25 protein-coding genes are annotated in these 26,781 nt (G+C 40.1%); 16 read left to right on the top strand and 9 right to left on the bottom strand.

Going from position 1 to position 26,781, the window contains the following annotated elements:
* Positions 1 to 24 precede the first annotated feature (24 nt).
* Positions 25 to 1,722: a KAP family P-loop domain protein gene (locus ACT53H_RS12580; protein ID WP_476009326.1), complete on the top strand. Its 1,698-nt coding sequence runs from the start codon at positions 25 to 27 to the stop codon at positions 1,720 to 1,722.
* A gap of 30 nt (positions 1,723 to 1,752) precedes the next feature.
* On the opposite strand, the gene uvrA is transcribed toward ACT53H_RS12580, so the two are convergent.
* Positions 1,753 to 4,584 carry an excinuclease ABC subunit UvrA gene (gene uvrA / locus ACT53H_RS12575; protein WP_107880470.1) on the bottom strand — a complete coding sequence of 944 codons (2,832 nt, stop codon included), beginning with the start codon at positions 4,582 to 4,584 and terminating at the stop codon, positions 1,753 to 1,755.
* 297 nt (positions 4,585 to 4,881) lie between these two features.
* Here uvrA and ACT53H_RS12570 point away from each other — a divergent pair, with 297 nt between their 5' ends.
* From ACT53H_RS12570 to ACT53H_RS12555, 4 genes are all read left to right on the top strand, one after another.
* A complete protein-coding gene (locus ACT53H_RS12570; protein WP_005300697.1) occupies positions 4,882 to 5,484 on the top strand; it encodes a TetR/AcrR family transcriptional regulator in 603 nt (200 codons plus the stop codon).
* 3 nt (positions 5,485 to 5,487) lie between these two features.
* Positions 5,488 to 6,465 carry a zinc-binding dehydrogenase gene (locus ACT53H_RS12565; protein WP_476009325.1) on the top strand — a complete coding sequence of 326 codons (978 nt, stop codon included), beginning with the start codon at positions 5,488 to 5,490 and terminating at the stop codon, positions 6,463 to 6,465.
* 66 nt (positions 6,466 to 6,531) lie between these two features.
* Positions 6,532 to 6,885: a DUF1304 domain-containing protein gene (locus tag ACT53H_RS12560; protein ID WP_476009324.1), complete on the top strand. Its 354-nt coding sequence runs from the start codon at positions 6,532 to 6,534 to the stop codon at positions 6,883 to 6,885.
* Positions 6,886 to 6,937: 52 nt separating this feature from the next.
* Positions 6,938 to 7,279 carry a GlpM family protein gene (locus tag ACT53H_RS12555; protein ID WP_004789991.1) on the top strand — a complete coding sequence of 114 codons (342 nt, stop codon included), beginning with the start codon at positions 6,938 to 6,940 and terminating at the stop codon, positions 7,277 to 7,279.
* Positions 7,280 to 7,321: 42 nt separating this feature from the next.
* On the opposite strand, the gene ACT53H_RS12550 is transcribed toward ACT53H_RS12555, so the two are convergent.
* From ACT53H_RS12550 to tenA, 3 genes are all read right to left on the bottom strand, one after another.
* Positions 7,322 to 8,128, bottom strand: coding sequence for an SDR family NAD(P)-dependent oxidoreductase (locus ACT53H_RS12550; RefSeq protein ID WP_004789989.1), 807 nt, complete (start codon positions 8,126 to 8,128; stop codon positions 7,322 to 7,324).
* Positions 8,129 to 8,231: 103 nt separating this feature from the next.
* Positions 8,232 to 8,603: a MerR family transcriptional regulator gene (locus ACT53H_RS12545; RefSeq protein ID WP_476009323.1), complete on the bottom strand. Its 372-nt coding sequence runs from the start codon at positions 8,601 to 8,603 to the stop codon at positions 8,232 to 8,234.
* A gap of 65 nt (positions 8,604 to 8,668) precedes the next feature.
* Positions 8,669 to 9,343 (bottom strand): thiaminase II, encoded by a 675-nt coding sequence (tenA, locus tag ACT53H_RS12540; protein ID WP_476009322.1) that lies wholly within the window; start codon positions 9,341 to 9,343, stop codon positions 8,669 to 8,671.
* Between the two features lie 262 nt (positions 9,344 to 9,605).
* On the opposite strand from tenA, the gene ACT53H_RS12535 reads away from it, so the two are divergent.
* From ACT53H_RS12535 to ssb, 3 genes are all read left to right on the top strand, one after another.
* Positions 9,606 to 10,688 (top strand): DUF475 domain-containing protein, encoded by a 1,083-nt coding sequence (locus ACT53H_RS12535; RefSeq protein ID WP_476009321.1) that lies wholly within the window; start codon positions 9,606 to 9,608, stop codon positions 10,686 to 10,688.
* A 147-nt stretch (positions 10,689 to 10,835) separates the two neighbouring features.
* Complete coding sequence (locus ACT53H_RS12530; RefSeq protein ID WP_005300707.1) at positions 10,836 to 12,200, top strand: MFS transporter; 1,365 nt, start codon at positions 10,836 to 10,838, stop codon at positions 12,198 to 12,200.
* Positions 12,201 to 12,251: 51 nt separating this feature from the next.
* Positions 12,252 to 12,842, top strand: a complete 591-nt coding sequence (gene ssb / locus ACT53H_RS12525; protein WP_005300710.1) for a single-stranded DNA-binding protein — start codon at positions 12,252 to 12,254, stop codon at positions 12,840 to 12,842.
* 41 nt (positions 12,843 to 12,883) lie between these two features.
* Here the strand turns inward: ssb and ACT53H_RS12520 are convergent, their stop codons facing one another.
* A complete protein-coding gene (locus ACT53H_RS12520) occupies positions 12,884 to 13,207 on the bottom strand; it encodes an AzlD domain-containing protein (protein WP_004789977.1) in 324 nt (107 codons plus the stop codon).
* A complete protein-coding gene (locus ACT53H_RS12515; RefSeq protein WP_476009320.1) occupies positions 13,204 to 13,899 on the bottom strand; it encodes an AzlC family ABC transporter permease in 696 nt (231 codons plus the stop codon). Before ACT53H_RS12515 ends, ACT53H_RS12520 begins: the two co-directional genes overlap by 4 nt.
* Before the next feature lie 68 nt (positions 13,900 to 13,967).
* Between ACT53H_RS12515 and ACT53H_RS12510 the strand changes: the two genes are divergently transcribed.
* Both ACT53H_RS12510 and ACT53H_RS12505 read left to right on the top strand, forming a co-directional pair.
* A complete protein-coding gene (locus tag ACT53H_RS12510; RefSeq protein ID WP_476009319.1) occupies positions 13,968 to 14,516 on the top strand; it encodes a helix-turn-helix domain-containing protein in 549 nt (182 codons plus the stop codon).
* Positions 14,517 to 14,843: 327 nt separating this feature from the next.
* Positions 14,844 to 16,286 carry an amino acid permease gene (locus tag ACT53H_RS12505; RefSeq protein WP_476009318.1) on the top strand — a complete coding sequence of 481 codons (1,443 nt, stop codon included), beginning with the start codon at positions 14,844 to 14,846 and terminating at the stop codon, positions 16,284 to 16,286.
* A 62-nt stretch (positions 16,287 to 16,348) separates the two neighbouring features.
* Here the strand turns inward: ACT53H_RS12505 and pdxR are convergent, their stop codons facing one another.
* Positions 16,349 to 17,848, bottom strand: coding sequence for a MocR-like pyridoxine biosynthesis transcription factor PdxR (gene pdxR, locus ACT53H_RS12500; RefSeq protein ID WP_476009317.1), 1,500 nt, complete (start codon positions 17,846 to 17,848; stop codon positions 16,349 to 16,351).
* A gap of 156 nt (positions 17,849 to 18,004) precedes the next feature.
* Here pdxR and gabT point away from each other — a divergent pair, with 156 nt between their 5' ends.
* Entirely contained in the window at positions 18,005 to 19,297 is a 1,293-nt protein-coding gene (gene gabT / locus ACT53H_RS12495; RefSeq protein ID WP_174729778.1) for a 4-aminobutyrate--2-oxoglutarate transaminase, read from the top strand.
* A complete protein-coding gene (locus ACT53H_RS12490; protein ID WP_174729775.1) occupies positions 19,294 to 20,742 on the top strand; it encodes an NAD-dependent succinate-semialdehyde dehydrogenase in 1,449 nt (482 codons plus the stop codon). The genes gabT and ACT53H_RS12490 overlap by 4 nt, the downstream gene beginning before the upstream one ends.
* A 103-nt stretch (positions 20,743 to 20,845) precedes the next feature.
* Here the strand turns inward: ACT53H_RS12490 and ACT53H_RS12485 are convergent, their stop codons facing one another.
* Complete coding sequence (locus ACT53H_RS12485) at positions 20,846 to 21,820, bottom strand: LysR substrate-binding domain-containing protein (RefSeq protein ID WP_174729772.1); 975 nt, start codon at positions 21,818 to 21,820, stop codon at positions 20,846 to 20,848.
* 20 nt (positions 21,821 to 21,840) lie between these two features.
* The gene (gene ycaC, locus ACT53H_RS12480) at positions 21,841 to 22,467 is read right to left on the bottom strand and encodes an isochorismate family cysteine hydrolase YcaC (RefSeq protein WP_002052204.1); all 627 of its coding nucleotides are present in this window, start codon (positions 22,465 to 22,467) and stop codon (positions 21,841 to 21,843) included.
* Between the two features lie 277 nt (positions 22,468 to 22,744).
* Between ycaC and ACT53H_RS12475 the strand changes: the two genes are divergently transcribed.
* From ACT53H_RS12475 to ACT53H_RS12460, 4 genes are all read left to right on the top strand, one after another.
* A complete protein-coding gene (locus tag ACT53H_RS12475) occupies positions 22,745 to 23,617 on the top strand; it encodes a pirin family protein (RefSeq protein ID WP_004789962.1) in 873 nt (290 codons plus the stop codon).
* A gap of 434 nt (positions 23,618 to 24,051) precedes the next feature.
* Positions 24,052 to 25,350 (top strand): FAD-dependent oxidoreductase, encoded by a 1,299-nt coding sequence (locus ACT53H_RS12470; RefSeq protein ID WP_004789961.1) that lies wholly within the window; start codon positions 24,052 to 24,054, stop codon positions 25,348 to 25,350.
* Between the two features lie 4 nt (positions 25,351 to 25,354).
* Entirely contained in the window at positions 25,355 to 26,182 is an 828-nt protein-coding gene (locus tag ACT53H_RS12465; protein WP_476009316.1) for an SAM-dependent methyltransferase, read from the top strand.
* 8 nt (positions 26,183 to 26,190) lie between these two features.
* Positions 26,191 to 26,613, top strand: coding sequence for a GFA family protein (locus ACT53H_RS12460; RefSeq protein WP_004789959.1), 423 nt, complete (start codon positions 26,191 to 26,193; stop codon positions 26,611 to 26,613).
* Positions 26,614 to 26,781: the final 168 nt, after the last annotated feature.

Here is a 26,781-nt window from a genome sequence, read left to right as displayed (position 1 = left end):
TATTAGTTTGAAATATAGTGAATTATGAATACATTAGATAAAGAACAAAGATTAAAAGAATTATTAGAAAATAATATCAAAAATGAAAAAATTGGTACGGCCATTGCGATTACTGGGTCTTGGGGTATTGGTAAAACTTTCTTCTGGAGAAGTTTTTTAGATAAACAATTATCTGATGAGCGAGTCTATAAAAAAGATAATGTATTCAATCGGAAATATGCTTATGTATCACTCTTTGGATTGGAATCCTTAAGCGATCTTAGAACCCAGATTTATAGCAGTATAGAAAGTTATCACTCATCAATAGAAATTCCTAAATGGATTAAAAGCCTACCTTCAATTTTTAAAGATACTCGTATTACACAATTGGGAATCAATGCACCAGTTAAGCTGATTGATAGTTTAATGTTTGCGCAAGTGAAAGATGCCATTATTTGCTTTGATGACTTTGAGCGTATGTCTAATAAATTAGATGTTAAAGATGTTATGGGCTTGGCAAACTATCTAAAGTTAGAAAAGAATTGTCAGATTATTTTGATCTTAGATGAAGATAAAACAGAGGCTGAAAATAAGAATAAATATGGTGATTACAAAGAGAAGTTAGTCGATGAAACAATAATCTTAAACTCTGTTGCACCTTTGATTCGGGAGAATACTAAAGGTATCGATGAGAAATTAATTAACCTAATGATTGATTTTGCTGAAAAATTAGAAATTCATAATTTTCGTTTTTTTCAAAAAGTGATTAAATTATTTCGCCACTTTCTTACTGAGCTAACAAAAGATATTGCCTATTCAACAAAAGAAATTATCTTAATTCGGATTTTACAAGGATACTTAATTCAAGATTTTCCAAACTTTGAATATAGTTGGGATGATTGTAAATATGTTACCGAAAAGGAGAGAGAAGCTTGGAGTCCTATAAAGAAACAAATTTATGAAAAATTACAAAATATATCTTACTCATTCAATCGTGAGGATGAGTGGTTTATCGAATTTAAAAAATGGTTCGAGCAGAGAGATGAAATTAACTTTAGTGAATTGAGCAAGTTAGCTAACTCAGAATTAATTTCTGATGAGAATAATAGAAAAAAAGATAATTTCCATAAACTATTTGATGAGTTCTGGGGATTATCAGTGGATGAGAGCTTCACAGAGAAACTATATAATGCTTCAAAGCAGGTTATAGGATTAGAAGGACTACATAATTTAAGTTTTGCTTTACAAGTTTTGGAGCAATTGGGAGATGAAAAAAATTCTAAATTACTCGAAAACCAAATAATAAAATGGATGAGCTTAAAGTTAAAAGATAATAGACATACTTTTGATAAGATGAATATGTTCGGTGAGATAAATCCAGTATTTCTAGATTTTTCATTAAATTATCAAGAAGAAAATAAATTAAACGATTTGCCAAAACTAATTGAAGTGGTTTATCGATATATTTATGTCGAGAGTTGGAGTTCAGAACATGTTTTGGCGTTAGAAAATTCCAAAAAGGCTGACTGGGAACAATTGTTATTTAAAGAAATTCCTCATGATAAGCGCTTCCAAAATATAAATAGCACCCAAGTTATTAAAAAGATGATCAGCCAATATATGAAGCCAGAAATGAATTCTAAAATTAAGCAGATGGTTATCGATATTTATCTGGAAAGAGGTAAAGAATCAGTTTTTTATAAAAAATATATGGATTATTTAATTTCCCGATTAGAAGATTAAAAAAAAGGGCTCTTAATGAGCCCTATAGAATTACTTCAACATCGGTTTCAAGAAACGACCTGTATGGGAAATCTCAACCTCAGCCACTTGTTCAGGTGTGCCTTCGGCAATGATCATACCACCGCCTGAACCACCTTCAGGACCTAAGTCCACAACCCAGTCCGCTGTTTTAATCACATCAAGGTTATGTTCAATCACCACAATGGTATTACCCTTGTTGCGTAGTTCATGCAAAATGTCGAGCAACTTGGCAATATCATGGAAATGTAGACCTGTTGTCGGTTCATCCAAGATATATAAGGTTTTACCCGTATCTCGTTTTGCTAACTCACGCGCTAGTTTTACACGTTGCGCTTCACCACCAGATAAGGTCGTAGCAGCTTGACCTAAACGAATATAACCTAAGCCCACCTGAGTTAAAGTTTCTAAGCGGCGGTGGATGACTGGAATTGCACTAAAGAACTCAGCAGCATCTTCAACCGTCATTTCTAAAACATCAGAAATGTTTTTGCCTTTATAGCCCACTTCAAGCGTTTCACGGTTATAACGTTTGCCATGACATGCATCGCAAGGCACATACATATCTGGTAAGAAGTGCATCGCGACCTTAATCATGCCGTCGCCTTCACAGGCTTCACAGCGTCCGCCTTTCACGTTAAATGAGAAACGGCCTGCACTATAACCACGTGCTTTTGCCTCTGGCGTTTGAGCAAACAACTCACGGATTGGCGTAAATAGTCCTGTGTACGTTGCAGGGTTAGAACGTGGCGTGCGTCCAATTGGGCTTTGGTCAATATCAACGACTTTATCTAGATGTTGTAGACCATCAATTGAGTCAAACTTCTCGGCTGTTAATGTAGTTGCACCATTGAGCTGTGTTGCAGCTAATGGAAGCAAAGTACGGTTAATCAGTGTCGATTTACCCGAACCTGAAACGCCAGTCACACAAGTCATAATGCCGAGTGGAATTTTTAAATCGACATTTTTAAGGTTATGACCACTTGCACCAGAAAGTTTAATGAATTCATCTGGGCGTGGTGATTGAGTCCGTTGTTTTGGTATTTCAATTTTGAGCTTGCCTGAAAGATATTGACCTGTGAGTGAGTCAGCATGGTTAGCCAATTCATCATAAGTTCCTTCGGCAATAATCACGCCACCATGTATCCCAGCTCCCGGACCGATATCGATAATATGGTCGGCTGCACGAATAGCATCTTCATCGTGTTCAACGACTAATACTGTATTACCTAAATCACGTAAGCGAATCAGCGTTTGTAATAGACGATCATTATCGCGTTGATGTAGACCAATTGATGGTTCATCAAGGACATACATGACGCCCATCAAGCCTGCACCAATTTGTGAGGCTAAACGGATACGCTGTGCTTCACCACCCGATAACGTTTCGGCAGAACGAGCTAAACTTAAATAGTTAAGTCCAACACTCACCAAGAAATGTAAACGCTCTCGAATCTCTTTAAAGATTTTATCGGCGATTTCACCTTTAGCACCTTCAAGATTTAAATCTTGATAATAACTTTCAGCATCACCAATCGACATGCGGGTAATGTCGGCAATCGTTTTATCTTTAACGCGAACATGGCGTGAAATTTCATTTAGACGTGAACCATCACATGCATCACACGCTGCATTAGAAAGATATTGAGCTAAATCATCTCGTACATAGTTACTTTCAGTTTCACGGTAACGACGTTCAAGGTGAGGCAAAATCCCTTCAAATGGTTGTACACGAGTATGTTTGCGGCCACGCTCGTCGATATAGCTTAAATCGACTTTTTCTTTGCCAGTGCCTTGTAAGAATTTCTTTTGAGTGTCTTTATCTAGCTTGTTCCAAGGCGTATCAAGTTGAAAACCAAAATGATCGGCAACTTTTTGTAGCATCGAATAGTAATATGGACGTTGACGATCCCATCCACGAATAGCCCCTTCACTAATTGCAAGATCCGGATTTGGAATGAGCTTTTCAGAACTAAAATGACTGCGTGTACCTAAGCCATCACAAACAGGGCAGGCACCAAACGGGTTGTTGAATGAAAACAAACGTGGCTCAAGCTCTGCAACTGCACGATCACATTCAGGGCATGAGTGTTTGGCAGAAAAAACGCGATCAGGATGTTCGCCATTCATCCATGACAAAACGGCAATATCGCCACCTAAACGCAGTGCAGTTTCAAATGATTCGGCAATACGGTTACCTAAGTCTTCACGCACTTTAAAGCGGTCAACGACAACTTCGATGGTGTGCTTTTTCTTTTTGTCGAGTTCAGGTGGCGTATCAATATCAATGATTTCACCATCAACACGGGCACGAACAAAACCTTGGCCTTGTAGTTGTTCGAACAGGTTACTGTATTCACCTTTACGTTCACGAACGACTGGGGCAAGCAACATGAGTGCCGTGCCTTCCTCAAGTGTTTTTACCGCATCGACCATTTCAGAAATAGTTTGCGCAACCATCGGCAAGTCGTGTTCAGGGCAGTAAGGTGTACCGACACGTGCATAAAGCAAACGCAAATAGTCATAAATTTCGGTAATCGTACCAACCGTTGAACGTGGGTTATGACTGGTAGATTTTTGCTCAATGGCAATCGCTGGAGATAAACCTTCAATCGAGTCGACTTCTGGCTTTTCCATTTGCGATAAAAACTGGCGAGCATAGGCCGAAAGCGATTCGACGTAACGGCGTTGTCCTTCGGCGTACAGGGTATCGAAGGCAAGAGAAGATTTTCCTGAACCTGATAACCCCGTAATTACCACAAACTTATCGCGTGGAATATCGAGAGACACATTTTTTAAATTATGGGTACGTGCACCTCGAATACGGATATGACTTTGGCTCATAAAACATCTCAATTATGTATTAATGAAAATTTAGGTGTTGTTTTGATTAGCACAGGGAGATGTGGCTATTTATAAACAACAGACCCTATATATGATAACGATTTAAAATTGTTCAAGTGGTACAAAATGATTTAAAGCGACAAATTGTGACGGTTAAACGACAATCGACAAAATTTGTTTAAATAAGCAGGTTGTATTTTTAACATTCCTTTCTTTTGATTTCTACTTCTTAGCAAATTTTATTGAGCAACATAATTTTACTAGACGACTGGTCTAATAGTGGAGTATGGTGTTTGCATGAAACGATTAAATAAAAGCGAAACCACGCGACAACATATTTTGGATACGAGCTTTGAGCTGGTATTACACAAAGGATTTGTCGGTGTTGGTTTGCAAGAAATTTTAAAGACTTGTGACGTACCCAAAGGTTCGTTCTATCACTACTTTGCTTCGAAAGAGGCATTTGGTTGTGCCTTGCTAGAGCAATACATGGCCAATTATAAGGTTCGTATGGAACAACTTTGGCAGCACAGTGAACAAAGTGCTCATGCCCGTTTAATGGCGTTGTGGCAGGCGTGGATTGATGATCCCGTATATGGCAGCTGGGCTGAAAATTGCCTGATTGTGAAGTTGGCGGCAGAGGTTTCTGATTTGTCGGAAGATATGCGCCAAATTCTCAATGACGGTGTATACAAATTAACCCAGCGGTTGGCTTTGCTACTCAAAGAAGGGCAACAGGAAGGGTCAATTCCAAAACATATTGATCCTTTGAAAACTGCGCAAGTCATGTATCAGTTGTGGTTGGGTGCCGCTTTACTCACAAAATTGTCGCAAGACAAAGCACATCTACATTTAGCTTTAGAAACGACCCAACAACTCTTAAAACCGATAGAGGAATAAAGAATGCGAAGTATTATCCATGGTAATTTTGGCGAACCTGTAGACGTTTTAGAGCAGGCGGATATGCCAAAGCCAGAACCAAAAGCAGGCGAAGTGCGTATTAAAACCATCATGTCTCCAATTCATAATCATGATGTATGGACAGTACGAGGAAGTTATGGCTACAAGCCAACTTTACCTGCGATTGGTGGTAGTGAAGCCGTTGGTATTATTGATGCGTTGGGCGAAGGCGTTACTCATGTACAGGTAGGGCAACGTATCGCAGTTGCATCTGTTCATGGCAGTTGGGCTGAATATTTTATTGCACCAGCACAAGGACTTATTCCACTCAATAATCAAATTGATGATGAAACAGCAGCACAACTGATTGGTATGCCAATTAGTGCTCTTATGCTATTGGACTTTGTAAATGTTCAACCAGGTCAATGGCTCATTCAAAACACGGCAAATGGTGCAGTCGGTAAAACAGTTGCGATGATTGCTCAGGCACGTGGTTTACCTGTAATTAATTTAGTTCGTCGTACTGACGCGATTGCCGAGATGCAAGCATTAGGTATTCAACATGTTGTTGCGACTGATCAGCCAAACTGGAAAGAGCAAGTTAAACAGATTCACGGTGATCAACCGCTGATTGCTGGTGTGGACTCAATTGGTGGCAGCGCAAGTGGTGAAATGCTAAATCTACTCAGTGAAAATAGTCTATTGGTTTCGTTTGGCAGTATGACTGGTGAAACCATGCAAATTTCATCGGGCGATTTGATTTTCAAACAAGCGACGGTAAAAGGTTTCTGGGCAAGTGTGGTCAACAAAGAAATGCCAGCCGCTCGTAAAAAGGAACTGATTGTTGAGCTATTAACGTTAGCAACTCAGAAAAAATTAATCTTACCTGTAGAAGGCGTATTTAGTTTTGATGAGATCAAAACAGCTGCTCAAAGAGCAACGCAAGGTGCTCGCCAAGGCAAAGTATTGTTAAAGCCATAAAACACTAAAAGATCAGTCGAGAGACTGATCTTTTTTTCATATCTTTAAAATAAAAAGGAAAATTATATGATCGGACAAATATTCATTGCGCTTATTGCCATATTACATGTCTATATTTTAATGTTAGAGATGTTTTTGTGGGACAAACCTTATGGCATGAAAGCATTCGGAAATAATGCAGAGAAAGCAAAACTCACCAAAGTAATGGCACAAAACCAAGGCCTTTATAATGGTTTTTTAGCAGCGGGTTTGTTTTGGTCTTTATTGGCTGATGCACCGTTTGCGACATCCATTGCCAATTTCTTTTTAGGCTGTGTACTCATTGCAGGTATCTATGGTGGTCTGACTGCGAGTAAAAAGATTATTTATATTCAGGCAGTTCCAGCATTAATTGCTTTAGTCGCTGTTAATTTTCTCTGAAAAGCGCACAATACTGCGTTTTGCTACGGAAATGGCCAGATAGGATCAGCGCATGTGGGCTCTATTTTTAAAGTGTATGTTGGGGGCTGGGGTTGTCCTCATCATTTCGATTTTATCGAAAAGTAAGGCATTTTATATAGCAGGTTTAGTTCCACTGTTTCCTACATTTGCCTTGATTGCTCACGTGATTGTCTATCAACAAAAAGGGGCTGAGGCTTTACAAAAGACGGCTCTATTTGGTCTATGGTCACTTATTCCCTATGCCATTTATTTAGTCGCTGTTTATGTGCTGGCAACACGGATGTCGATGTGGTCTTGTCTAGGATTGGCAACCCTTTGTTGGGTGGTCGCTGCGGCAGGTTTAATTTATGGCTGGCAGCTATTTCAGCATTAAAAGATTAAGAGAAATCCCTTAATCTTTTAGATTGAAGCATTTTTATAATGTTTCAATAACACGGGTTTTGAGCATGCCTTCAACTAAATGAATCATCTTTTGGCGAGAAAGAATTCGAGGTAATTGAGACGTCAAATAGTTGCTACATCCCACCACAACCGTTGCTTTATTCTTATCTAATGCTCGAACTGTAGCAGAGACAACATCATCTACCGTAGAGCTTTTCATGCCACTCGTATCTGCATTTGCCACCTGAGTAAAATTGGTTTCGGTATTGCCTGGACAAACTGCCAGAAATTTAACACCCGAAGATGCATATTCCCCTGCAAGCGCTTCAGTAAACTGCAATACGTACGATTTAGTTGCACCATAGACGGCAATATAAGGTAACGGCTGGAACGCACCTGTCGATGAAATATTAATCATGATGCCTTTTTTGTTGGCAAGCATGTGGGGCAAAAATAGATAACATAAAGACGTTACGCTGCTGATATTAAGCGTAATCATTTCTTGATAGATCGATACAGATTGATCTAAAAATTTAGTCCATTTTCCAAATCCTGCGTTGTTAATTAAAATCTCTACCGATAATTTTCTAGCTTGTACTTCATCAAATAAGGTTTGAGCTGAATTGGGTTGAGCTAAATCTAAAACGATCACCTCAACATTCACGTTATATTTGTTTCCAAGTTCAGCGGCTAAATCATGCAGTTTCTGCTCAGATCGTGCCGTTAAAATTAAATGGATTCCTAAAGATGCAAGTTCTTGAGCATAGGCTTTGCCTATTCCTGAAGATGCGCCTGTAATTAATGCTGTTGAATTTTTAAATAAAGAAAGATGAGCACTCATTTTATTGGTCCGTAATAAAAGAAGTCATTACGATAAACCTTGTCCCTAAGGGCAGAGTCAAGCACTCATTTTGAAAGCTATTTGCAGATTTTAACCAGCTGTTTTAGGCAGAAATCTTGTTGGTAATATAAGTCTGAATAATCTCATCTTCCAGTTCTTTTAAATCTTCTTGTAAACGGTTTAACGCTTTTTTTTGCTCAATAATTTGTTGATTCTTTTTTTGAATAAGCTGCTGCGCAATTTCTACTGGAAAGCGATTATTTTTATATTTTAAAGCGGACAACTCATAAAGCTCGGCAAGGCTAAATCCAACAGCTTGTGCAAGGCGGATCATCTTAACTGATTTAACATCAATCTCTTCATAAATACGATAATTGCCTTTTCTTTTTGCGACTGGTAGCAAGCCTAATTTTTCATAATGCCGAATGGCTTTAGGAGTGGCCCCTGTTAAAGATGCTAATTCGCCGATATACATATTTATCTCGCATTTTATTAAAAACGGTCAGCGTATTGAACCATCTGACCGATTCTCTTGAAGTTTTAAAGATGGTCTAAACCTGGCCATTGTCTTTGGTGGTAGGCGCTATCCCAAAATAACCATTCAAGTTTTGCACCCATGGTGTACGCGGCATGCATTTTCTCTAAAGTGTCTGCATCACAACGTGCGGCAACCTTGTCTACCGTCGCAATCACATTACGAACCGCTATATGAAACTCTTCACCTGCATATGTATCAATCCATGCTTGGTAAGGGTTATTAGGAATTGATTTACTTACAATATCTTTACCGACTTCGGCATAAATCCAGAAGCAAGGTAATAGTGCTGCAAGTACAACAGGGTAGCTCTCAGACCAAGCCGTTGCTGTTAAAAAAGAAGTGTAATGGTGGCCTGCCAAAGTTAAGGGCGTATTTTGAAATTCTTCTTTAGTCACACCAAAGTTTTTCATGAAATCATCATGCAAGCTGCGTTCAACCACAATTGCAATTTTAGCGGCATCTGAAAATTGCATAATATCGTCAGCCTCAAATGCCTTTGCTGCTGCAACAGCAAGCACGCGACCGTAGGCCACTAAATATTGAGCATCTTGAATCACATAATGACAAAAAGCTTCTTTATCTAAAGTACCGTTAGCAAGTTTCTGATTAAAAGGCAGGTTGAGAATTTTTTGATATAAATTTAAATTACGTTGCCAGAGTTCTTGAGAAAAAAGCATAAAATCATTCCATTTAAAATAAGACAGCTGAACCGGATTTTAAATCAATTTTAAAATACAAAAATAATAATGATAGATATATCGCAAGAAAATATTTAATACGATTAATAAGTTAATTAAATATTATAAATTTCTTTATTAAACAGAGAGATAAAGTAACGGGAATAACGGCACAAAACAACATCGTTTTGTGGTTAATTATCGATATAATAGCCGCGGTTTTAAGAAAGATTAAATTTAGTTCTTGGTATAGGTCTGATCCATGAAGCATTTCCGATTTTCGATATTTTTTACGGTGGTGTGTTTAGCACTATCCGCGTATTGGGGTTTTACCCATGGACCTGAAGCTGGCGTGTCTACCATGCTTAAAGCTTTAACAATTACAGCGATTTTAGCGGTAATGGAGGTCTCTTTATCTTTTGACAATGCTGTCGTGAATGCATCGGTTCTACGCAATTGGGATCCGTTCTGGAAAATGATCTTTTTAACGGTAGGTATTTTAATCGCCGTTTTTGGTATGCGTTTGATTTTCCCTGTCGTGATTGTTGCTGTAACCGCTGATATGGGTGTTATTGAAGTGGCAAAATTGGCACTCAATGATCCAAAAACTTATTCTGAGCGCTTAATGGCACACCACGCTGAAATTTCAGCTTTTGGTGGAACATTCTTATTATTGGTTTTCTTAAACTTCTTCTTTGACGATGAAAAAGAAACGCATTGGTTTAGATGGCTTGAATCTAAACTTTCAAGTTTAGCTAGCGTACCTGCAATGTCTGTTTTTATTGCTTTGATCGCTTTAATTGTGATGGCAGGTTATGTAGATGACCACCAACGTTTAGCAGTGACCATGGCCGGTATTTGGGGCATTGTGGTTTACATTGGCGTTGAAGTATTAAGTCATTTGTTAGGTGGTGAGCCTGAAATTGATGAAAATGGTAATGCTGTATTACAAGATGGCTCAGGTGCTGCGTCTGGTGTGGTGAAAGCGGGTATCGGTGGTTTCTTGTATCTTGAAGTATTAGATGCATCATTCAGTTTTGACGGTGTAATTGGTGCTTTTGCAATTACCAGCGACGTTGTTGTGATTATGCTCGGTCTTGCAATCGGTGCTATTTTTGTTCGTTCAATGACTGTTTATCTTGTTGAAAAAGGCACGCTAGATGCTTACGTGTTCTTGGAACATGGTGCGCATTACGCAATTGGTGCTTTAGCATTCATTATGATTGCAAGTGGTACGGGCGTACATGTACCTGAAGTTGTCACAGGTTTAATTGGTGTAGCGTTTATTGTATGGGCTGTTATTGCTTCAATTCAATATTCGAAGCGCGAGCAACAGTCGCCTTAAGCTAATTTTCAGTAAAGTTCGATAGAATAAAGAGGCTGAATGCCTCTTTATTTTTTTAAGCTGAAATCGTTAATTTAAATAAGGTGTACCGTATTTTTAGAAACGAATCGGCTTATAATTTGCCTAGTTTGATAAACGTGTATTGATATGATGAATGCTTTGGAACGTCGCTCAACTTTTGCCTTAAGTAGTATTTTTGCGCTACGCATGTTGGGTTTGTTCATGATTATTCCTGTCTTTTCTGTAGTCGGGCAGTCATATCAATATGCAACTCCAGCACTCATTGGTTTGGCTGTGGGTGTCTATGGTTTAAGTCAGGCTATTTTACAAATTCCTTTTAGCTTACTGGCTGATCGTTTTAGCCGTAAACCTCTCGTGGTGCTTGGCTTATTGCTGTTTGCAATTGGCGGTGCAATTGCGGGTTTATCTGACACGATTTATGGCGTGATTATTGGCCGTGCCATAGCAGGTGCGGGTGCAGTTTCAGCAGTCGTGATGGCGCTTTTAGCAGATGTGACGCGCGAAGAGCAGCGTACTAAAGCCATGGCCGCTATGGGCATGAGTATTGGTCTGTCTTTTGTGGTGGCGTTTAGTCTGGGGCCTTGGCTCACAAGTCTCGTCGGCATTTCTGGTTTGTTCTTTGTCACGACCATTATGGGTTTAATCGCGATTTTGATGTTATTACTTGTACCTAAAGTAACTCGTCATCATCGTAATTATCAGCAAGGCTACATAGCGCAGCTTAAGCAAGTCATTCAAATGGGTGATTTAAACCGTTTACACGTTTCGGTTTTTGCATTGCATTTATTGCTTACAGCCATGTTTATTTATGTGCCTTCACAGCTTATCGAGTTTGCCCATATTCCTTTAGCCAGTCATGGTTTGGTGTATCTGCCACTACTAGTAATTAGTCTGTTTTTTGCATTTCCAAGCATTATCGTGGCTGAAAAATATCGCAAAATGCGAGGCATTTTCTTAACGGCTATTACAGGCATTATTGCAGGTTTGTTGCTGCTTATATTTGGTTATCAATCTAAATATGTCTTGCTCGCAGGCCTAGGTATTTTCTTCATTGCCTTTAATGTGATGGAAGCTTTATTGCCATCGTGGTTATCAAAATGTGCGCCAATTCAATCAAAAGCAACTGCTATGGGTGTAAATGCCAGTAGTCAGTTTTTAGGTGCTTTTTTTGGTGGCACGCTAGGTGGTCAATTATTGATGTTACATAATACTGCGATTGGATGGAGTGTCTTAACAGGGATTGCTATAATATGGTTGCTAATTAGTTTTGGTTTAGCTCAGCCGCGGTATTTGTCATCGATTGTGTTGCCATTACCGCAAGTGCAACAGGTGAATGAGTGGACCACACAGCTATTGGCAATTCGTGGTATAGAAGAAGTTGTGGTGATGCCTGACCAGCAAGTTGCTTATATTAAAGTCGATAAACAGACTCTTGATGAGGCTGCGCGACGTGATTTAACGCAGTTGTTCGGTAAAGAGGTAGCCATTTAAGCATAACTCTTATAAAGTAAAACATAGAAATGAATAGGATGAAGACAGCTAATGCGTGGTGTAAATAAGGTTATTTTGGTTGGTACTTTGGGTCGTGATCCTGAAACAAAAACTTTTCCAAATGGGGGTTCGCTGACTCAATTTTCAATCGCGACAAGTGAAGCTTGGACCGATAAAACTTCAGGTGAGCGTAAAGAACAAACTGAATGGCACCGTATTGTTTTGCATAACCGTTTAGGTGAAATTGCTCAGCAGTTCCTACGTAAAGGTTCTAAGGTTTATATTGAAGGTTCATTACGCACGCGTCAGTGGACTGATCAAAATGGCCAAGAGCGCTATACAACAGAAATTCGTGGCGAACAGATGCAAATGTTAGATGGTCGTCAACAAGGTGAACAAGGTTTCGCTGGCGGTAATGATTTTAACCAACCACGTTTTAACGCACCTCAACAAGGTGGTAATGGTTATCAAAATAATAACAACCAAGGTGGCGGCTACGGCCAAAACAATGGCGGTGGTTATGGTGGCCAAGGTGGTTTCGGTAATGGTGGTAACAGCCCACAAGGTGGTGGTTTCGCTCCTAAAGCGCCACAACAACCTGCGTCTGCACCAGCTGATTTAGACGACGATTTACCGTTCTAATAAAAAGTTTAAAAAAAGGCGAGTTTATCTCGCCTTTTTTATTATTCAATTCCGAGCAAACGTATCAGGGCCGTGCCAGCCGCCGCTAAGCAAATTACCAATAAAAGCGGTACTTTTTTCCAAACCAAGAGAAGTGCTAGCCCAACACCGAATATACGCGCGAAACCTGCGAAATCTTGGCCTTCAAAAAATGTCGTCGTGACTGCAATCGCACAGAGTAAAACAGTTGCGCCGTTTGACAGTAAAACTTGGTATTTTTCAGAAAAAGTAAACTTGGCGCCTAAGTGAAAACCAGCAAAACGAATCCCATATGTTCCAAGTGCTAGCAAGCCTATGCCCAAAATAATGAGTAATTGTTGATTCATTTTTTTCTACCCCATATCAAACCAAAAAGTGAAATCAGAATTGGAAGTCCTGAGGCCAAAAAAGGTGTGGTAATCAGTGCCAAAGTTGATCCGGCAAATGCAGCTTTTCGAGTAGATTTTTTCTTTAAAGCATTAAAAGTAAGTGCAATTAAAATGGCAGGGAAAATAGCATCTAGACCAAATGTTTTTGGGTCTGGAATAGCGCTTCCAATAAAATAACCAGCCGTGACACCAAGTGGCCAAGTTAGCATGATGCCTATACCACATAGCCAGTAAGCGGCTTTTTTTGTTTCGAAATCGGGCTGTGCCATGCCAAACAAAACGCTTTCATCGTTCATGATATGAGCACCGAAATATCGAGAGAAATTACCTCTGATTAATTGATTGACTGCAATTCCAAAAGGCAAATGTCTTAAATTAACGAGTAGTCCTGCAACCGCAGCAGCAATTGGGCTACCACCTACAGCCAAGAATCCAATAAAAATAAATTCAGCAGTTCCTGCAAGCACAAAGACAGATAGGCAAAGCGGAATCCAGAGTGCTAAGCCATAACTTGCAGCGAGTGAACCTAAAGACATACCAACAACACTGGTTGCTAGACAGACAAAGAAAATCGAGCGGGTGGTGTCTTTACTAAGTTTCTTAATGAGAGTGTATGTGGACATAACATGATATAACGAACGATTTTCCATTATAATGAATAAGTCTGATTGTTTTGTCAAAACGAACGATCGTTTTTTTTATAGAACGGATGTGGTGAATGTCTCAGCCAATTGAAATTATTGCCAAAGGTTTAAATCGTGAACGTCAAAGAGCAGGGCTTTCTTTGGCAGAGGTTGCCCGTCGTGCAGGCGTTGCAAAGTCTACACTTTCTCAATTAGAGGCTGGCCAAGGTAACCCAAGCATTGAAACGCTATGGGCACTTTGTGTGGCACTGAATATTCCGTTTGCACGTTTGATGGAAGAACCGAGCAATCAGGTGCAAGTCATTCGCTGTGGCGATGGTCCAACGGTGAGCTCGGAGATTGCTAATTACAAGGCAATTTTGCTCGCGACTTGTTCGCCTCATGCGCGCCGCGATGTGTATTTATTGATTGTTGAGCCAGGTGAAGACCGTCTTTCTGAACCTCATCCTGTTGGTTCTGTGGAGCACATTATTGTGGTCGAAGGTAAAGCTTTAGTGGGTTTAATTGATGAAGCTGTTGAGCTCGGTGTCGGAGACTATATTTGTTACCCTGCCGACCAGAAACATATCTTTAGAGCCTTGGAAACAGGTACAAAAGCGTTATTAATCTCTGAACAAAACTAAAGAATTCCAATCTTATTAAACTAAAACTTAATTATTTTCAGAATAAAAACTTAAAACCATTTACCAGCATTTCAGACAAAAAGAGCCAATTTTGCGTATAAATTTTGCAATTGGCTCTCTCTTTTATTCGAAAAATGGCTCTCGTTTCTTGACTGCCGAAACGACAAATTAAAGCCATTGGAAGTATGCATACGGAAGCGCCGGATAAGCTCAGTGATTTTTCTGTTTTAGGAATTGGGCAGAACGGCTAAATTTTTAGGGGATATTTTTTGGCTTCGGAGGATTTCCGAGACTAGCCGATATCCTCCATATATTAAGGAAAATGATATGGCAGCTCATCAAAATGGTTCTGAAGCCAATCACTCCCAAAGTTTAAAACATGGACTCAAATCACGCCACTTAACGATGATCTCGATTGCAGGGGTAATTGGTGGCTCTTTATTCGTAGGCTCGGGCAGTATTATTTATAATACGGGACCTGTAGTTTTTCTAACTTACGCTTTAGGTGGTCTACTCGTTTGGTTCATCATGCGTATGTTAGGCGAGATGGCCGTTTTAAACCCTGATAGTGGCTCTTTTTCAACATATGCTGACCGTGCGATTGGCCGTTGGGCAGGTTTCTCAATTGGCTGGTTGTACTGGTGTACGCTCGCAATGCTCATGGGTTGGGAAGCCTATGTGGCAGGTAAAATTTTAAATAATTGGTTCCCATTTATACCGATCTGGGCCTATATGGTTGTCGTGATTGGTGCCTTAGTCGCAGTCAATTTACAAAACGTGAAGAACTATGGCGAATTTGAGTTCTGGTTTGCACTCATCAAAGTCATCGCGATTGTTATCTTCTTGGTGATTGGTAGTTTAGCCATCATGCATTTGTGGCCTTGGGGCAATCCAGCTGCTTCTGGTATTAGTAATTTAACCTCTCAAGGCTTTATGCCTAATGGTGGTTCATCCGTTATTACCGCCTTACTTGGGGTCATGTTTGCTTATATTGGCGCTGAAATTGTCACTGTAGCGGCAGCAGAATCGGCAAATCCATCTAAAGAAATTCGTAAAGCATCGAACTCAGTGGTTTGGCGAATTATTTTATTCTATGTAGGCTCAATGTTCGTTGCGGTATGTTTGATCCCTCACAACAATGAACTTTTGAAAGATTCAACTTGGGGAACCTATAGTGTGACTTTGTCTGCGCTTGGTATTCCGGGGGCACGTCATATCGTAAACTTTGTAGTTCTCACGTCGGTATGTAGTTGCTTTAACTCAGCACTTTATACGTGTTCACGTATGCTGTTCTCTTTAGCTAAACGTGGTGACGCACCGAAAAGTTTTGGCTCTGTGAACAGTAAAAGCAGTCCGTGGGTAGGTGTGATTGTGTCATGTTTCTTCTCTGTGATTGCGGTGGTTTTAACTGCAACTAAGAGTATGGATGTTTACGACTTTTTCATGCTCACTACAGGTGCGGCAACACTGTATGTGTACCTGACCATTGCTTATTCTCAGCTTCGTATGCGTAAAAAGTTAGAAGCTGAAGGCGTAAAAATTGACTTTAAAATGTGGATGTTTCCTTACTTAACTTATGTAGTGATCTTTGCAATTATTGGTGCAATTCTTACCATGTTGATTGAAGGCACATACTTTAAAGAAGTGATTTACACCACAGCATTGTTCGGCATTATTGTGTTTTTTGGAATATTGTCGGAAAAACTGGGGTGGGGTAAAGACCGTAGAACAACCCATTTAACCCATAGCCATGAAGAAAAATTAGTTTAAATTATTAAATAAAAAAGAGCCTCACTGTGAGGCTCTTTTTGTTTATTAATATGGAAAAATCTTTAATTCAGCGTAGGTACGCCTGCTTCACGTAAGCACTGGAGCAACACACCGAAAGCCATCACCATGTCTTTTTCATTTACACAGGCAAAGCCCATGAGCAGTCCACGCTCAGCGTGTGCGTGTGATTGCATGTAGTACTGTGAAAGGGGGCGAACTTTGACACCACGTTCAAGTGCCATGGCTGCAATCGCGACATCATCGCAAGAGTTTGGTAGTTTTAAAACTAAGTGTAATCCTGCTGCTTCGTCATATTCATGAATAAATTCGGGGCCAAGATAGCGTTTAATCAGACTGACTAAATAATCGCGTCTCTTTCCATAAAGTAAACGCATACGACGAATATGCGCTTCGTAATGACCTTCACGAATAAATTCTGCTAGGGCTTTTTGCTCAAGCAAATGTCCACCACGATAAAGCTCGGCTGCCACAATACGTAGCGGTGAAAAGAGTGGTTTTGGTACCACCAAATAGCCAATTCTTAAAGATGGATAAATGGTTTTACTAAACGTGCCCATGTACAGCACAGGTGCATCATTTTCTAAACCTTGTAATGACGGATACGGTTGGCCTGAGAAACGGAACTCACTGTCGTAATCATCTTCTACAATCCAGCTATTATGTTGGCGTGCAATTTCAATCAATTTGCGTCGGCGATCTAGGCTTAAATGTGAACCCAGTGGATATTGGTGTGATGGCGTGACAAAAATTAATTTAGGTGGTTTAACCGGATTTTCTTCGGGAATAATGCCTTCGACATCGACTGGCATGGGTTGAATATCTACGCCATTAATACGTAAAGTGTTGCGCATTCCCCAATAGCCCGGATCTTCAATCCAGACGCGATCACCAATATCACTAAGCGCACGCGAAACTAAGTCAATCGCTTGGTGAATACCTTCGGTAATAATAATCTGGTCAGCATCGCACTGGACTGAACGTGCAACGCGTAAGTAATCTGCCAACGCACTTCGAAGCTCAATACAGCCACCAGCATTGCTGTAAATTAAACGGTTAATGTCGGGTTCGCGGCTTAAGCGAGCTTGAATACGACTAAAAATATGATGTGGAAACTCGGTAACATCGGGTGCTCCCGGCACGAAAGCTCCCCATTGATGTGGCGACGCTGCGGCATAGCCTAATAAGGTTGAGCCACGATTTGAGAGCGCATAAGAGTTTTGAACTTTCGGACTTGAAACTGCTTTTTTCTTATTTTGTGTATTTAAAAAACTCTCTGGTAGTTTTTCGGCAACCCATGTGCCATGACCTGTACGAGCCTCTAAATAGCCTTCAGCCTGTAGTTGTTCATAGGCAGTAAGAACAGTATTTCTCGAAACATGAATTTCACTGGCTAAGTCACGGGAAGCGGGCAAGCGAGTTTTAGGCTGAATGACACCATCAATAATGGCACCACGCAGACAACGGAAAAGGCGTTGATGTAGTTTACCTTCGATGTCCTGTTGGAGCCGTTGTAATAAATGATCTCCAAGTAAACTACGCAATTGGCTCTCTCCTACAGTTAAAAAATGGCTCTCGTCAGTTGCCGCCAGACGAGCGAAATTACATGCATAGGCAGTCGTTGTAAAGCACCCTGAAAATTAAGCACAGGATGCAAAAAACCAAAGCTGCAACTGATGATGAAAATATGAGGGAATCAAATGGATAATCAACATTCTGCACTTAACGCACGTAAACAGCAAGCAACTCCACGTGGTGTAGGCGTGATGTGTCAGTGGTATGCAGAAAAAGCTGAAAACGCGACGCTTTGGGACAAGGAAGGCAACCAATTTATCGACTTTGCTGGTGGTATCGCGGTTTTAAATACAGGCCATCGCCACCCTAAAGTCATTGCAGCAGTGACAGAACAACTCACTAAATTTACGCACACTGCCTATCAAGTAACGCCATATGAAAGCTATGTGGCTTTAGCTGAGCGTATTAATGAGCGTGCGCCAATTGCTGGTCCTGCAAAGTCAGCTTTTTTCACTACAGGTGCAGAAGCTGTTGAAAATGCAGTAAAGATTGCTCGCTGTTACACAGGTCGTCACGGCATTATCACTTTTGGTAACGGTTTCCACGGTCGTTCATTTATGACCATGGCAATGACAGGTAAAACTGCACCTTACAAACGTGATTTCGGTATTATGCCAGCGGGTGTATTCCACGCACGTTACCCTGTACCTGCTAAAGGTATTTCAGTAGACGCAGCGATCGAAAGCGTTGAAGATATTTTCAGTGAAGATATTGCACCACATGATGTTGCAGCAATTGTGCTTGAGCCAGTACAAGGTGAGGGCGGTTTCAATGTAGTGCCAGCTGAGTTCTTAAAACGTTTACGTTCAATTTGCGATAAGCACGGCATTTTATTAGTTGCTGACGAAGTGCAATCAGGTTTTGCCCGTACTGGTAAATTGTTTGCAATGAACTATTACGAGACTAAAGCAGATCTTATCACCATGGCGAAAAGCTTGGGTGGCGGCTTCCCAATTTCGGGTGTTGTTGGCCGTGCAGAAGTGATGGATGCACCAAATCCAGGTGGACTAGGCGGTACTTACGCAGGTAGCCCGATTGCGGTTGCTGCTGCGCACGCAGTGATTGATGCGATTGAAGAAGAAAACCTATGCGACCGCGCAAATGAATTAGGTGCAGAGTTGGTTGTTGCACTTAAAGATATTCAGCAAGCAACAGGCGACGTCGTAACTGATATTCGTGCTTTAGGTTCAATGGTTGCAGTAGAGCTTGAGACTGCTGAACAAGCAAAAGTTGTACAAAATTATGCAATGGAAAACGGGTTGTTACTTCTTACTTGTGGTAAATACGGTAATGTAATTCGTTTCTTATATCCATTAACCATTCCTGCTGAGCAATTCCGTCAAGGTCTTGATATCCTGAAACAAGGTTTTGCGACACTCAAAGCAGGTAGTGCAAAAGCAATGGAGCAATCTGCATGATTCAAAATAATTTGCAGTATTTATTAAAACATCCTGATATCTCATTAGAAGCACCTACTTCAAATGATTATGTCGAGGTAAATGATGCTGCTACAGGTGAAACTTTGGCATGGGTAAAAACCTATGACCGTGCAGGAGTTGAAGCCGCAATTAATCGTTCAGCAAAAGCGCAAGCTGCTTGGAAAAAGCAAACTGCCTTGGCTCGTGCTGATGTGTTATTGGCATGGTACAACCTCATGCTTGAGCACAAAGAAAATCTGGCTCAAATTTTAACAGCTGAGCAAGGTAAGCCATTGGCAGAAGCACGTGGTGAAATTGGTTATGCAGCATCATTCATCCGTTGGTTTGCTGAGCAAGCCCGCCGTGTTGATGGTGAAGTGTTGACACCAACCTTACCAAACCAACGTTTGCTCGTGATTAAACAAGCGATTGGTGTTACTGCTGCAATTACGCCATGGAACTTCCCAGCTGCCATGATTACGCGTAAAGCAGGTCCAGCCATTGCTGCAGGTTGTTCAATGTTGGTTAAACCAGCAGAACAAACGCCATTAACCGCTTATGCACTTGAAGTATTGGCGTTACAGGCAGGTTTACCAGCCGATGTTTTAATTAACATTAGTGGTGATGCGGTTGAAGTCGGCAAAACCCTATGCGAAAGCGATATCGTTCGTAAGTTAAGCTTCACAGGTTCAACGCAAGTTGGTCGTATCTTGATGCAACAATGTGCGCCAACCATTAAAAAGCTTTCACTTGAACTCGGTGGTAATGCACCCGTTGTAGTGTTTGACGACGCCAACCTTGAACAAGCAGTTCAGGGCATTATGGCAAGTAAATATCGCAACAGTGGTCAGACTTGTGTTTGTGCTAACCGTATTTATGTTCAAGATGGTATTTACGATGCATTGGCAGAGCGTCTAGTTGAAGCAGTGTCTAAATTGAAAGTAGGTGACGGTCGTCAAGAAGGTTCAACTCAAGGGCCTTTAATTGATGAAGATGCGATTGCAAAAGTGCAGTCTCATATTGCAGATGCAACTGAGAAAGGCGCAACAATTCGTATTGGTGGTCAACGCTCGGCACTTGGCGGCACATTCTTTGAGCCAACAGTTTTAACTGGCGTAACTCAAGATATGAAAGTGTCTAAAGAAGAAACTTTTGGTCCGCTTGCACCACTATTCCGCTTTAAAACTGAAGATGAAGCAGTGGCGATGGCAAACGATACCGAGTTTGGTTTAGCTGCTTATTTATTTACTCAAAGCACAGCTCGTCAATGGCGAGTGGGTGAAGCACTTGAGTACGGTATGGTCGGCATTAACACGGGCGCGATTTCAAATGAAGTTGCTCCGTTTGGTGGCGTAAAACAGTCAGGTCTAGGCCGTGAAGGCTCAAAATTCGGCATCGAAGAATATGTCGAAATGAAATACTTATGCGTAGACTTATCTGAGTAAGGAACAAAGCGAGTTCGTTTTGTTCTGAACGAAAACATGCAGTTATGCTGTATGTGATGTTTCACAAAAACCGGTCATGCCCATTCATGACCGGTTTTTTTATTTAAGTCGGCAAATACCCTTCATGGCTTTCGGGTAAACGCCTGAGTTCTTCAATCAGGGTTTCAATGAGTTTTTCGACCACAAGGCGTTGGCCTTTTCTGGACACATAAACCAGTTGTAGCATGCCAATATTTGACTTCCAATCAGGAAGAATATGAATAAGCGTACCTTTACGAATTTCAGATTCGACGGTTAAAAAGGGAAGATCGGCAATACCTAAACCATCCATCACGGCATAGTAAACACCTGCCAAGTCATTACTTTTGATTCGTGGTTGATAAGGCACATCAACTGATTCGCCGTTACGAATATTGCATAAATGCCAAATAGGGTTTTGTTTTTGAGTACCTAAGCTGATACTTGGAAAGTCCTGTAATTCGGAATAATGCTCAATATTGCGACCTTGTAGCAATTCAGGTGAAGCCACCAGACAGTGGTCTGTTTTAATCACATCACGAACAATTAAATTTGAATCTTCATTTGGTTCGAAATTGGTCCGAATAGCAAGGTCGATGTCATCATGCAAGATATCTACTCGACGGCTGGTTAGCTCAAGAGATATTTCAACTTTAGGGTAGGTTTTTAGAAACTGATTTAAAATTTTTCTAATTTGAAAATGCATCATCAGCGGTGGGCAGCTTACTTTTACTAACCCTTGAGGCTCACTTTTTTGCTTTAACAAAACGTTTTCTGCACATTCAACTTGAGCTATAACTTTGCAGCATTCTTCATAGAACTCTTGGCCTAAATCTGTCACTTTAAAATGGCGGGTTGTTCTTTGAATCAGGCTGACATTAAATTTATTTTCAAGGTCAATAATGCGTCGGCTGAGCTTAGATTTACTAATATTTTCAGCTTCACTGGCCGCACTAAAGCCGCCGTGTTTTACGACTAAATAGAAATAATAAAAATCATCAAAAGAGCTTATCAATGTCAGATCAATCCATTTAAATTTAAGATTAGAGCGCTTAAGCACTCTAATCTTGGGAATTCAGCTTATTTTTGCGATGTATTAAAGCTATAGCTTGTCATCAGGTTGCGGTAATCAGGAATATGATTTGAGAAGAGTGCTCCAAGGCCTTCCACATCATTACGCCAGTCACGGTGTAACTCACAAGCCATACCGAACCAAGTCATCAGCTGAGCACCTGCTTTTGACATACGGTCCCAAGCAGCATCACGTGTTAATTCATTGAAAGTACCAGAAGCATCTGTAATCACAAACACTTCAAAGCCTTCAGCGAGTGCAGATAGCGCTGGGAACGCCACGCAAACCTCAGTGACCACACCAGCAATAATCAGTTGTTTTTTACCTGTCGCTTTGACCGCTTTTACAAAATCTTCATTGTCCCAAGCGTTGATTTGACCAGGACGTGGAATAAATGGCGCATCTGGAAAAAGTTCTTTTAACTCTGGAACTAAAGGACCGTTTGGACCGTTTTCAAAACTCGTGGTAAGAATAGTCGGTAAATTAAAATATTTAGCAGCATCTGCAAGTGCTAATACATTATTTTTAAATTTATCTGGATCGATATCTCGGACTAAAGAAAGTAAACCTGCTTGGTGGTCAACTAAAAGAACCGCAGCATTATCCTTGTCTAAACGTACGTAATCTTGAGCCATTTTTTATGTCCTCGTGTTATCAAAATAAATAATCAAAAATTATTAAGTAGGTCATCAGTGCCTAAAATTATGCTAGATGAGTTTGTTGTGGTGATTAAGTCTAAAAAATAGGATTAAGAATTTTAAAAATAGGATGATCTTAAAAAGAGTACCTCAAACTTTATGATTGTCTCATAGATGAAATAATGTGTTGCTAATCCTGATCTATAAACTGCAATTATTGAGGCGTAAAATCAATCTCAGTTCAAGAAAATCCTACATATATAGGAGAGATCAGATGAAGAAATTTCTTGGTGCATATCAAAATAACCACATGCATTGGGTGGGTGATGGTTTCCCTGTATATAACCTATTCTCTTATGACCGTTTAGGCCAAACCCTAAGCCCATTTTTGCTACTCGATTATGCAGCGCCTTATACCTTCTCACCAACGACCGAACAGCAAGGTGTAGGCTCGCATCCACACCGTGGCTTTGAAACAGTGACAATCGCTTATCAAGGTGAAGTGACTCATAAAGACTCAAGCGGCGGCGGCGGAACCATTAAAACAGGTGACGTACAATGGATGACTGCGGGTGCAGGCGTTTTGCATGAAGAGTTCCATTCTCCTGAGTTTGCAGAGCATGGTGGTCTTTTTGAGATGGTACAATTATGGGTAAATTTACCTGCTCATTCAAAAATGACGCCTGGAAAATACCAAGCAATTGAAGCGAAAGAGATTCCAGACATTGCGTTAGACGAGCATGGTAGTCATTTGCGTGTGATTGCGGGTGAATATGCAGATGCAAAAGGTGCTGCAACCACATTTAGTCCTTTAAATGTATGGGATGGTAAATTGGTCAAAGGCCAAAAACACACCCTTTATGTGCCTGAAGGACATACTACGCTTGTTGTTGTGTTAGATGGTGCAGTGGTCATTAATGATACCAACCGTCTTGAAGGTAAAACCGTTGCGATTTTATCTCGCGAAGGCGTTGAGTTTAGTTTAAATGCTGAAGAAGACACTAAATTCCTAGTGTTGACTGGCCAACCACTTAACGAACCAATCGAAGGTTATGGTCCATTCGTGATGAATAGCAAAGCCGAGATTATGGAAGCGATTGATGATTTTAATCGTGGAAAATTCGGTTCAATCATGCAAGAAGGTTAGATCTTTTAAGTCTTATTTTTCGTCATTTAAAGTAATAAAAAGCCCGCTATCAAATGTGAATAGCGGGCTTTTTCGCTGTAAAGATTCTGTTTTTATGATGGTTGGCATTGTTGTTGCGGCATTGTTTTATGTGATTTGCTTCTCATTATTGTGATGTCATGATATCGCAAAAAATAATAGTTGTAAAACGAATGATATAAATATAGTTAAATTATCTTATTTTATTTAAAAGATTTTTTTTAAATTTTCAAAAAATTTAAGGTTTTATGAGCTTCCATGTGATTGTAAGGAAATATAAAAAATGACTTTGCCAAAAAGCTAAATATTTTCTATATAAGTTGATGCAAAAAATAAAAATCTGGTAGTTTTTAATACGGTGTTTTTTTGGGGTATGAGTGATAATCAAAAAAATTCTCAAAGAATGGGACATCATTTTGAATATCGCAATTATTGGCAGTGGAATGGCAGGTCTTGCGGCAGCAAGAATTCTGAAAGATGCAGGGCATACGATCACGATATTTGAAGCACTTCCTGGCCGGGGAATGGATAGCCATAGCATTGAGTTCGATGGTGGAATTATTGATGCACCGCTACGTGTGATGAATCCTCATTTATGGAAAAACACACTCAGCCTCGCTGCTCATTTAGGTATTAAAACCTTTCCAGTACGTACTTATATGTCATGTAGCTGGTTATTTGAAGATCGTACTGAAACATGGTTAACCACATCTCGTAGCCGTATTGGTAATTTCCCGATTATCAATAATCGTAAAGGCATTCAGCAATATGGCTGGCGTCTTGTAAAAGGGATGTTGCAATTAAAAACTGCAATTCATCAGTTCTTTAAATCTAAAAATCAAGATATTACTCTCGCTGAATTTATTAATCAGAACGATATAGAAGAAGTATTCTGGCATGGCGTTGTTATGCCAGTGCTCTATACAATTTGTACGTGTAATCCAAAAACAATTGGCGACTGGCCGGCAAAAAACCTACTTGAGTTTTTACGTCATTTGACCGATGGCGACATGCTTTTGCGTATGAAAGGCGGTACACCTGCATTTGTAGATAGCTTGATTAAAGGTATCGACATTCATAGCGGATCAGCGATTAAGAACGTTGAATTACAAGGTGAGAAAGTACTGGTTGAAAACAGCCAAGGTGAAAAGAACTTATTTGATCGAGTGATTGTGGCAACGCCAACGTCTAAAATTGATGAGTTTTTGAACCCTGAACAATTTGCTGAAGATATGAATTTACTTAAGCAATTCCGTTTTGAGCAAGGTGATCTTGTTATTCATACAGATGCAACAGTAATGCCACCACGTCGTAAAGACTGGTCAGTGCTGAGCTATATGATGGATCGTAAGTTTACCCGTCAGCAATTCACAGTTTGGATGAATGCGGTTGAACCATCACTTGTGGGTAAAAATCCAGTGTTCCAGACTTGGCGCCCAGTGACTGATATTGATCCTAAAAAAATCATTTCAAAAGTGACTTTAACGCGTGCAGTCGTTGACTCACAAACAGTTGCCCTAAATAAAGAGTTGCAACAACGCCATTTAGACTTAAACCGTAAAGTATTTTACTGCGGTTCATGGTCATGTGATGGCTTGCCAATTTTAGAGTCAGCAGTTACTTCTGCAATGCATATTGCTGAAATTTTAGGTGCACCTTTACCATTTGTAGGTTTAAAACCTCAGGTCGAAGTTGCTCCTGAGCTCGGTTACTGAAATTGTGAAAATAAAAGTCCGAGCAGCTCTTTCTAGGCTTATCCCTCATAAATATGCAATTGATGCATCAAGTTTGGGAGATAACGAAGAGCTTGCTTGGACAAATTTGGGTTTTTGGAAAAATACCCAAAACTACCGTGAAGCTTGTTGCCAATTGGCAGATCATTTGGCACAAGCTGTCAATTTAAATTCAAAAGATCATCTCTTAGATTTAGGCTGCGGACAGGGTGCAAGTTTGTTGCACTGGCTACAGCACTACCAACCCAAAAGCCTCAGTGCAGTTGACTTACAATCCGAGTGTATTAATAAAGTTAAAAGGCTTATTCCTGAAATAAGTCAGATTTTTTGTGATTCATTTTTAAATTTAAAACAATTTGAATTTAAACAACACTTCGATGTAGTGCTCTGTATCGATGCCGCTTATCACAGCAATTTAAATTCATTCCTAGATTCCATCGCTCCAGTTTTAAATTCAAAAGGACGATTAGGTTTTCACTACCTAATGCGTGCCGATTCATGTCAAAACATGACCGTGTTACAAGAACAAAAGCATCGTTATTTACTCAAAGCAGCAAATGTCGCTTGGGATGCTGTACTGACTGAAAAAAAACTAAGAACTACCTTGGAACAACAAGGTTTTGTCGATATTCAAATTGAAGATTTATCTGAGCAAGTATTACTCGGTTTTTCGCGGTATATTCAAAATCAGCAAGGACAAAATCAAAGCCGAGGATTGGCAAATTTTAAAATTCAAATGACTGCAAAGTTATGCCAACAACTCTACCAAAATGGATATGTACGTTATATTCAAATCACAGCAATAAAAAAATAGGATGAGCCATGTCAGCCAAATATCAAGGATCGTGTTTATGTGGAGCTGTGAGCTATCAAAGCGAAGCAGAACCACGTTATAGCTTTAATTGCCATTGTCGAGATTGCCAGAAGGCAACAGGTTCAGCATATGCACCCATCGCTTTTTTTCACCAATCTGAATTGAAAGTGAATGGTGAACTTAAATATTTTGAGACTTTAGGATCTTCTGGCCGACCTATTAAAAGAGCATTTTGCCCGACTTGTGGTTCTCAGCTTTTTGGCTTACCTGAAATTGCCCCTGAAATGATTTCAATACGTGCAGGTACGCTTGATGACCCAAGCCTTTATCAGCCTAGAGCAGAGGTGTTTGTGAGCCAAGCCTACGCTTGGGATACGTTGAACCCAAATCTTAAACACTTTGAAAAAATGATAGAGAAGAGCAAGAAATAAGGCTTAATTAAAGAAGCCAAATATTCCTAAAACAATCATTAAAGTAAGGCTACCAATAGCGAGAAATAATATAGTTTTTCTATATTTTAGCTGCGGCATTTTACTTACAATGAAAATAAGGCATGCCAGTATGATCACTAAGGGCTGAAAAATATTTGATGGCAAAGT

This window comes from Acinetobacter sp. DMC2, from assembly GCF_056314305.1.
This window is presented reverse-complemented; position numbering and strand designations above follow the sequence as displayed.

Bases quoted from the DNA above. Each gene is read 5' to 3' on its own strand.
- ACT53H_RS12580 (WP_476009326.1), top strand. From the start codon at position 25: ATGAATACATTAGATAAAGAACAAAGATTAAAAGAATTATTAGAAAAT.
- uvrA (WP_107880470.1), bottom strand. From the start codon at position 4,584: ATGAGCCAAAGTCATATCCGTATTCGAGGTGCACGTACCCATAATTTA.
- ACT53H_RS12570 (WP_005300697.1), top strand. From the start codon at position 4,882: ATGAAACGATTAAATAAAAGCGAAACCACGCGACAACATATTTTGGAT.
- ACT53H_RS12565 (WP_476009325.1), top strand. From the start codon at position 5,488: ATGCGAAGTATTATCCATGGTAATTTTGGCGAACCTGTAGACGTTTTA.
- ACT53H_RS12560 (WP_476009324.1), top strand. From the start codon at position 6,532: ATGATCGGACAAATATTCATTGCGCTTATTGCCATATTACATGTCTAT.
- ACT53H_RS12555 (WP_004789991.1), top strand. From the start codon at position 6,938: ATGTGGGCTCTATTTTTAAAGTGTATGTTGGGGGCTGGGGTTGTCCTC.
- ACT53H_RS12550 (WP_004789989.1), bottom strand. From the start codon at position 8,128: ATGAGTGCTCATCTTTCTTTATTTAAAAATTCAACAGCATTAATTACA.
- ACT53H_RS12545 (WP_476009323.1), bottom strand. From the start codon at position 8,603: ATGTATATCGGCGAATTAGCATCTTTAACAGGGGCCACTCCTAAAGCC.
- tenA (WP_476009322.1), bottom strand. From the start codon at position 9,343: ATGCTTTTTTCTCAAGAACTCTGGCAACGTAATTTAAATTTATATCAA.
- ACT53H_RS12535 (WP_476009321.1), top strand. From the start codon at position 9,606: ATGAAGCATTTCCGATTTTCGATATTTTTTACGGTGGTGTGTTTAGCA.
- ACT53H_RS12530 (WP_005300707.1), top strand. From the start codon at position 10,836: ATGATGAATGCTTTGGAACGTCGCTCAACTTTTGCCTTAAGTAGTATT.
- ssb (WP_005300710.1), top strand. From the start codon at position 12,252: ATGCGTGGTGTAAATAAGGTTATTTTGGTTGGTACTTTGGGTCGTGAT.
- ACT53H_RS12520 (WP_004789977.1), bottom strand. From the start codon at position 13,207: ATGAATCAACAATTACTCATTATTTTGGGCATAGGCTTGCTAGCACTT.
- ACT53H_RS12515 (WP_476009320.1), bottom strand. From the start codon at position 13,899: ATGGAAAATCGTTCGTTATATCATGTTATGTCCACATACACTCTCATT.
- ACT53H_RS12510 (WP_476009319.1), top strand. From the start codon at position 13,968: ATGTCTCAGCCAATTGAAATTATTGCCAAAGGTTTAAATCGTGAACGT.
- ACT53H_RS12505 (WP_476009318.1), top strand. From the start codon at position 14,844: ATGGCAGCTCATCAAAATGGTTCTGAAGCCAATCACTCCCAAAGTTTA.
- gabT (WP_174729778.1), top strand. From the start codon at position 18,005: ATGGATAATCAACATTCTGCACTTAACGCACGTAAACAGCAAGCAACT.
- ACT53H_RS12490 (WP_174729775.1), top strand. From the start codon at position 19,294: ATGATTCAAAATAATTTGCAGTATTTATTAAAACATCCTGATATCTCA.
- ycaC (WP_002052204.1), bottom strand. From the start codon at position 22,467: ATGGCTCAAGATTACGTACGTTTAGACAAGGATAATGCTGCGGTTCTT.
- ACT53H_RS12475 (WP_004789962.1), top strand. From the start codon at position 22,745: ATGAAGAAATTTCTTGGTGCATATCAAAATAACCACATGCATTGGGTG.
- ACT53H_RS12460 (WP_004789959.1), top strand. From the start codon at position 26,191: ATGTCAGCCAAATATCAAGGATCGTGTTTATGTGGAGCTGTGAGCTAT.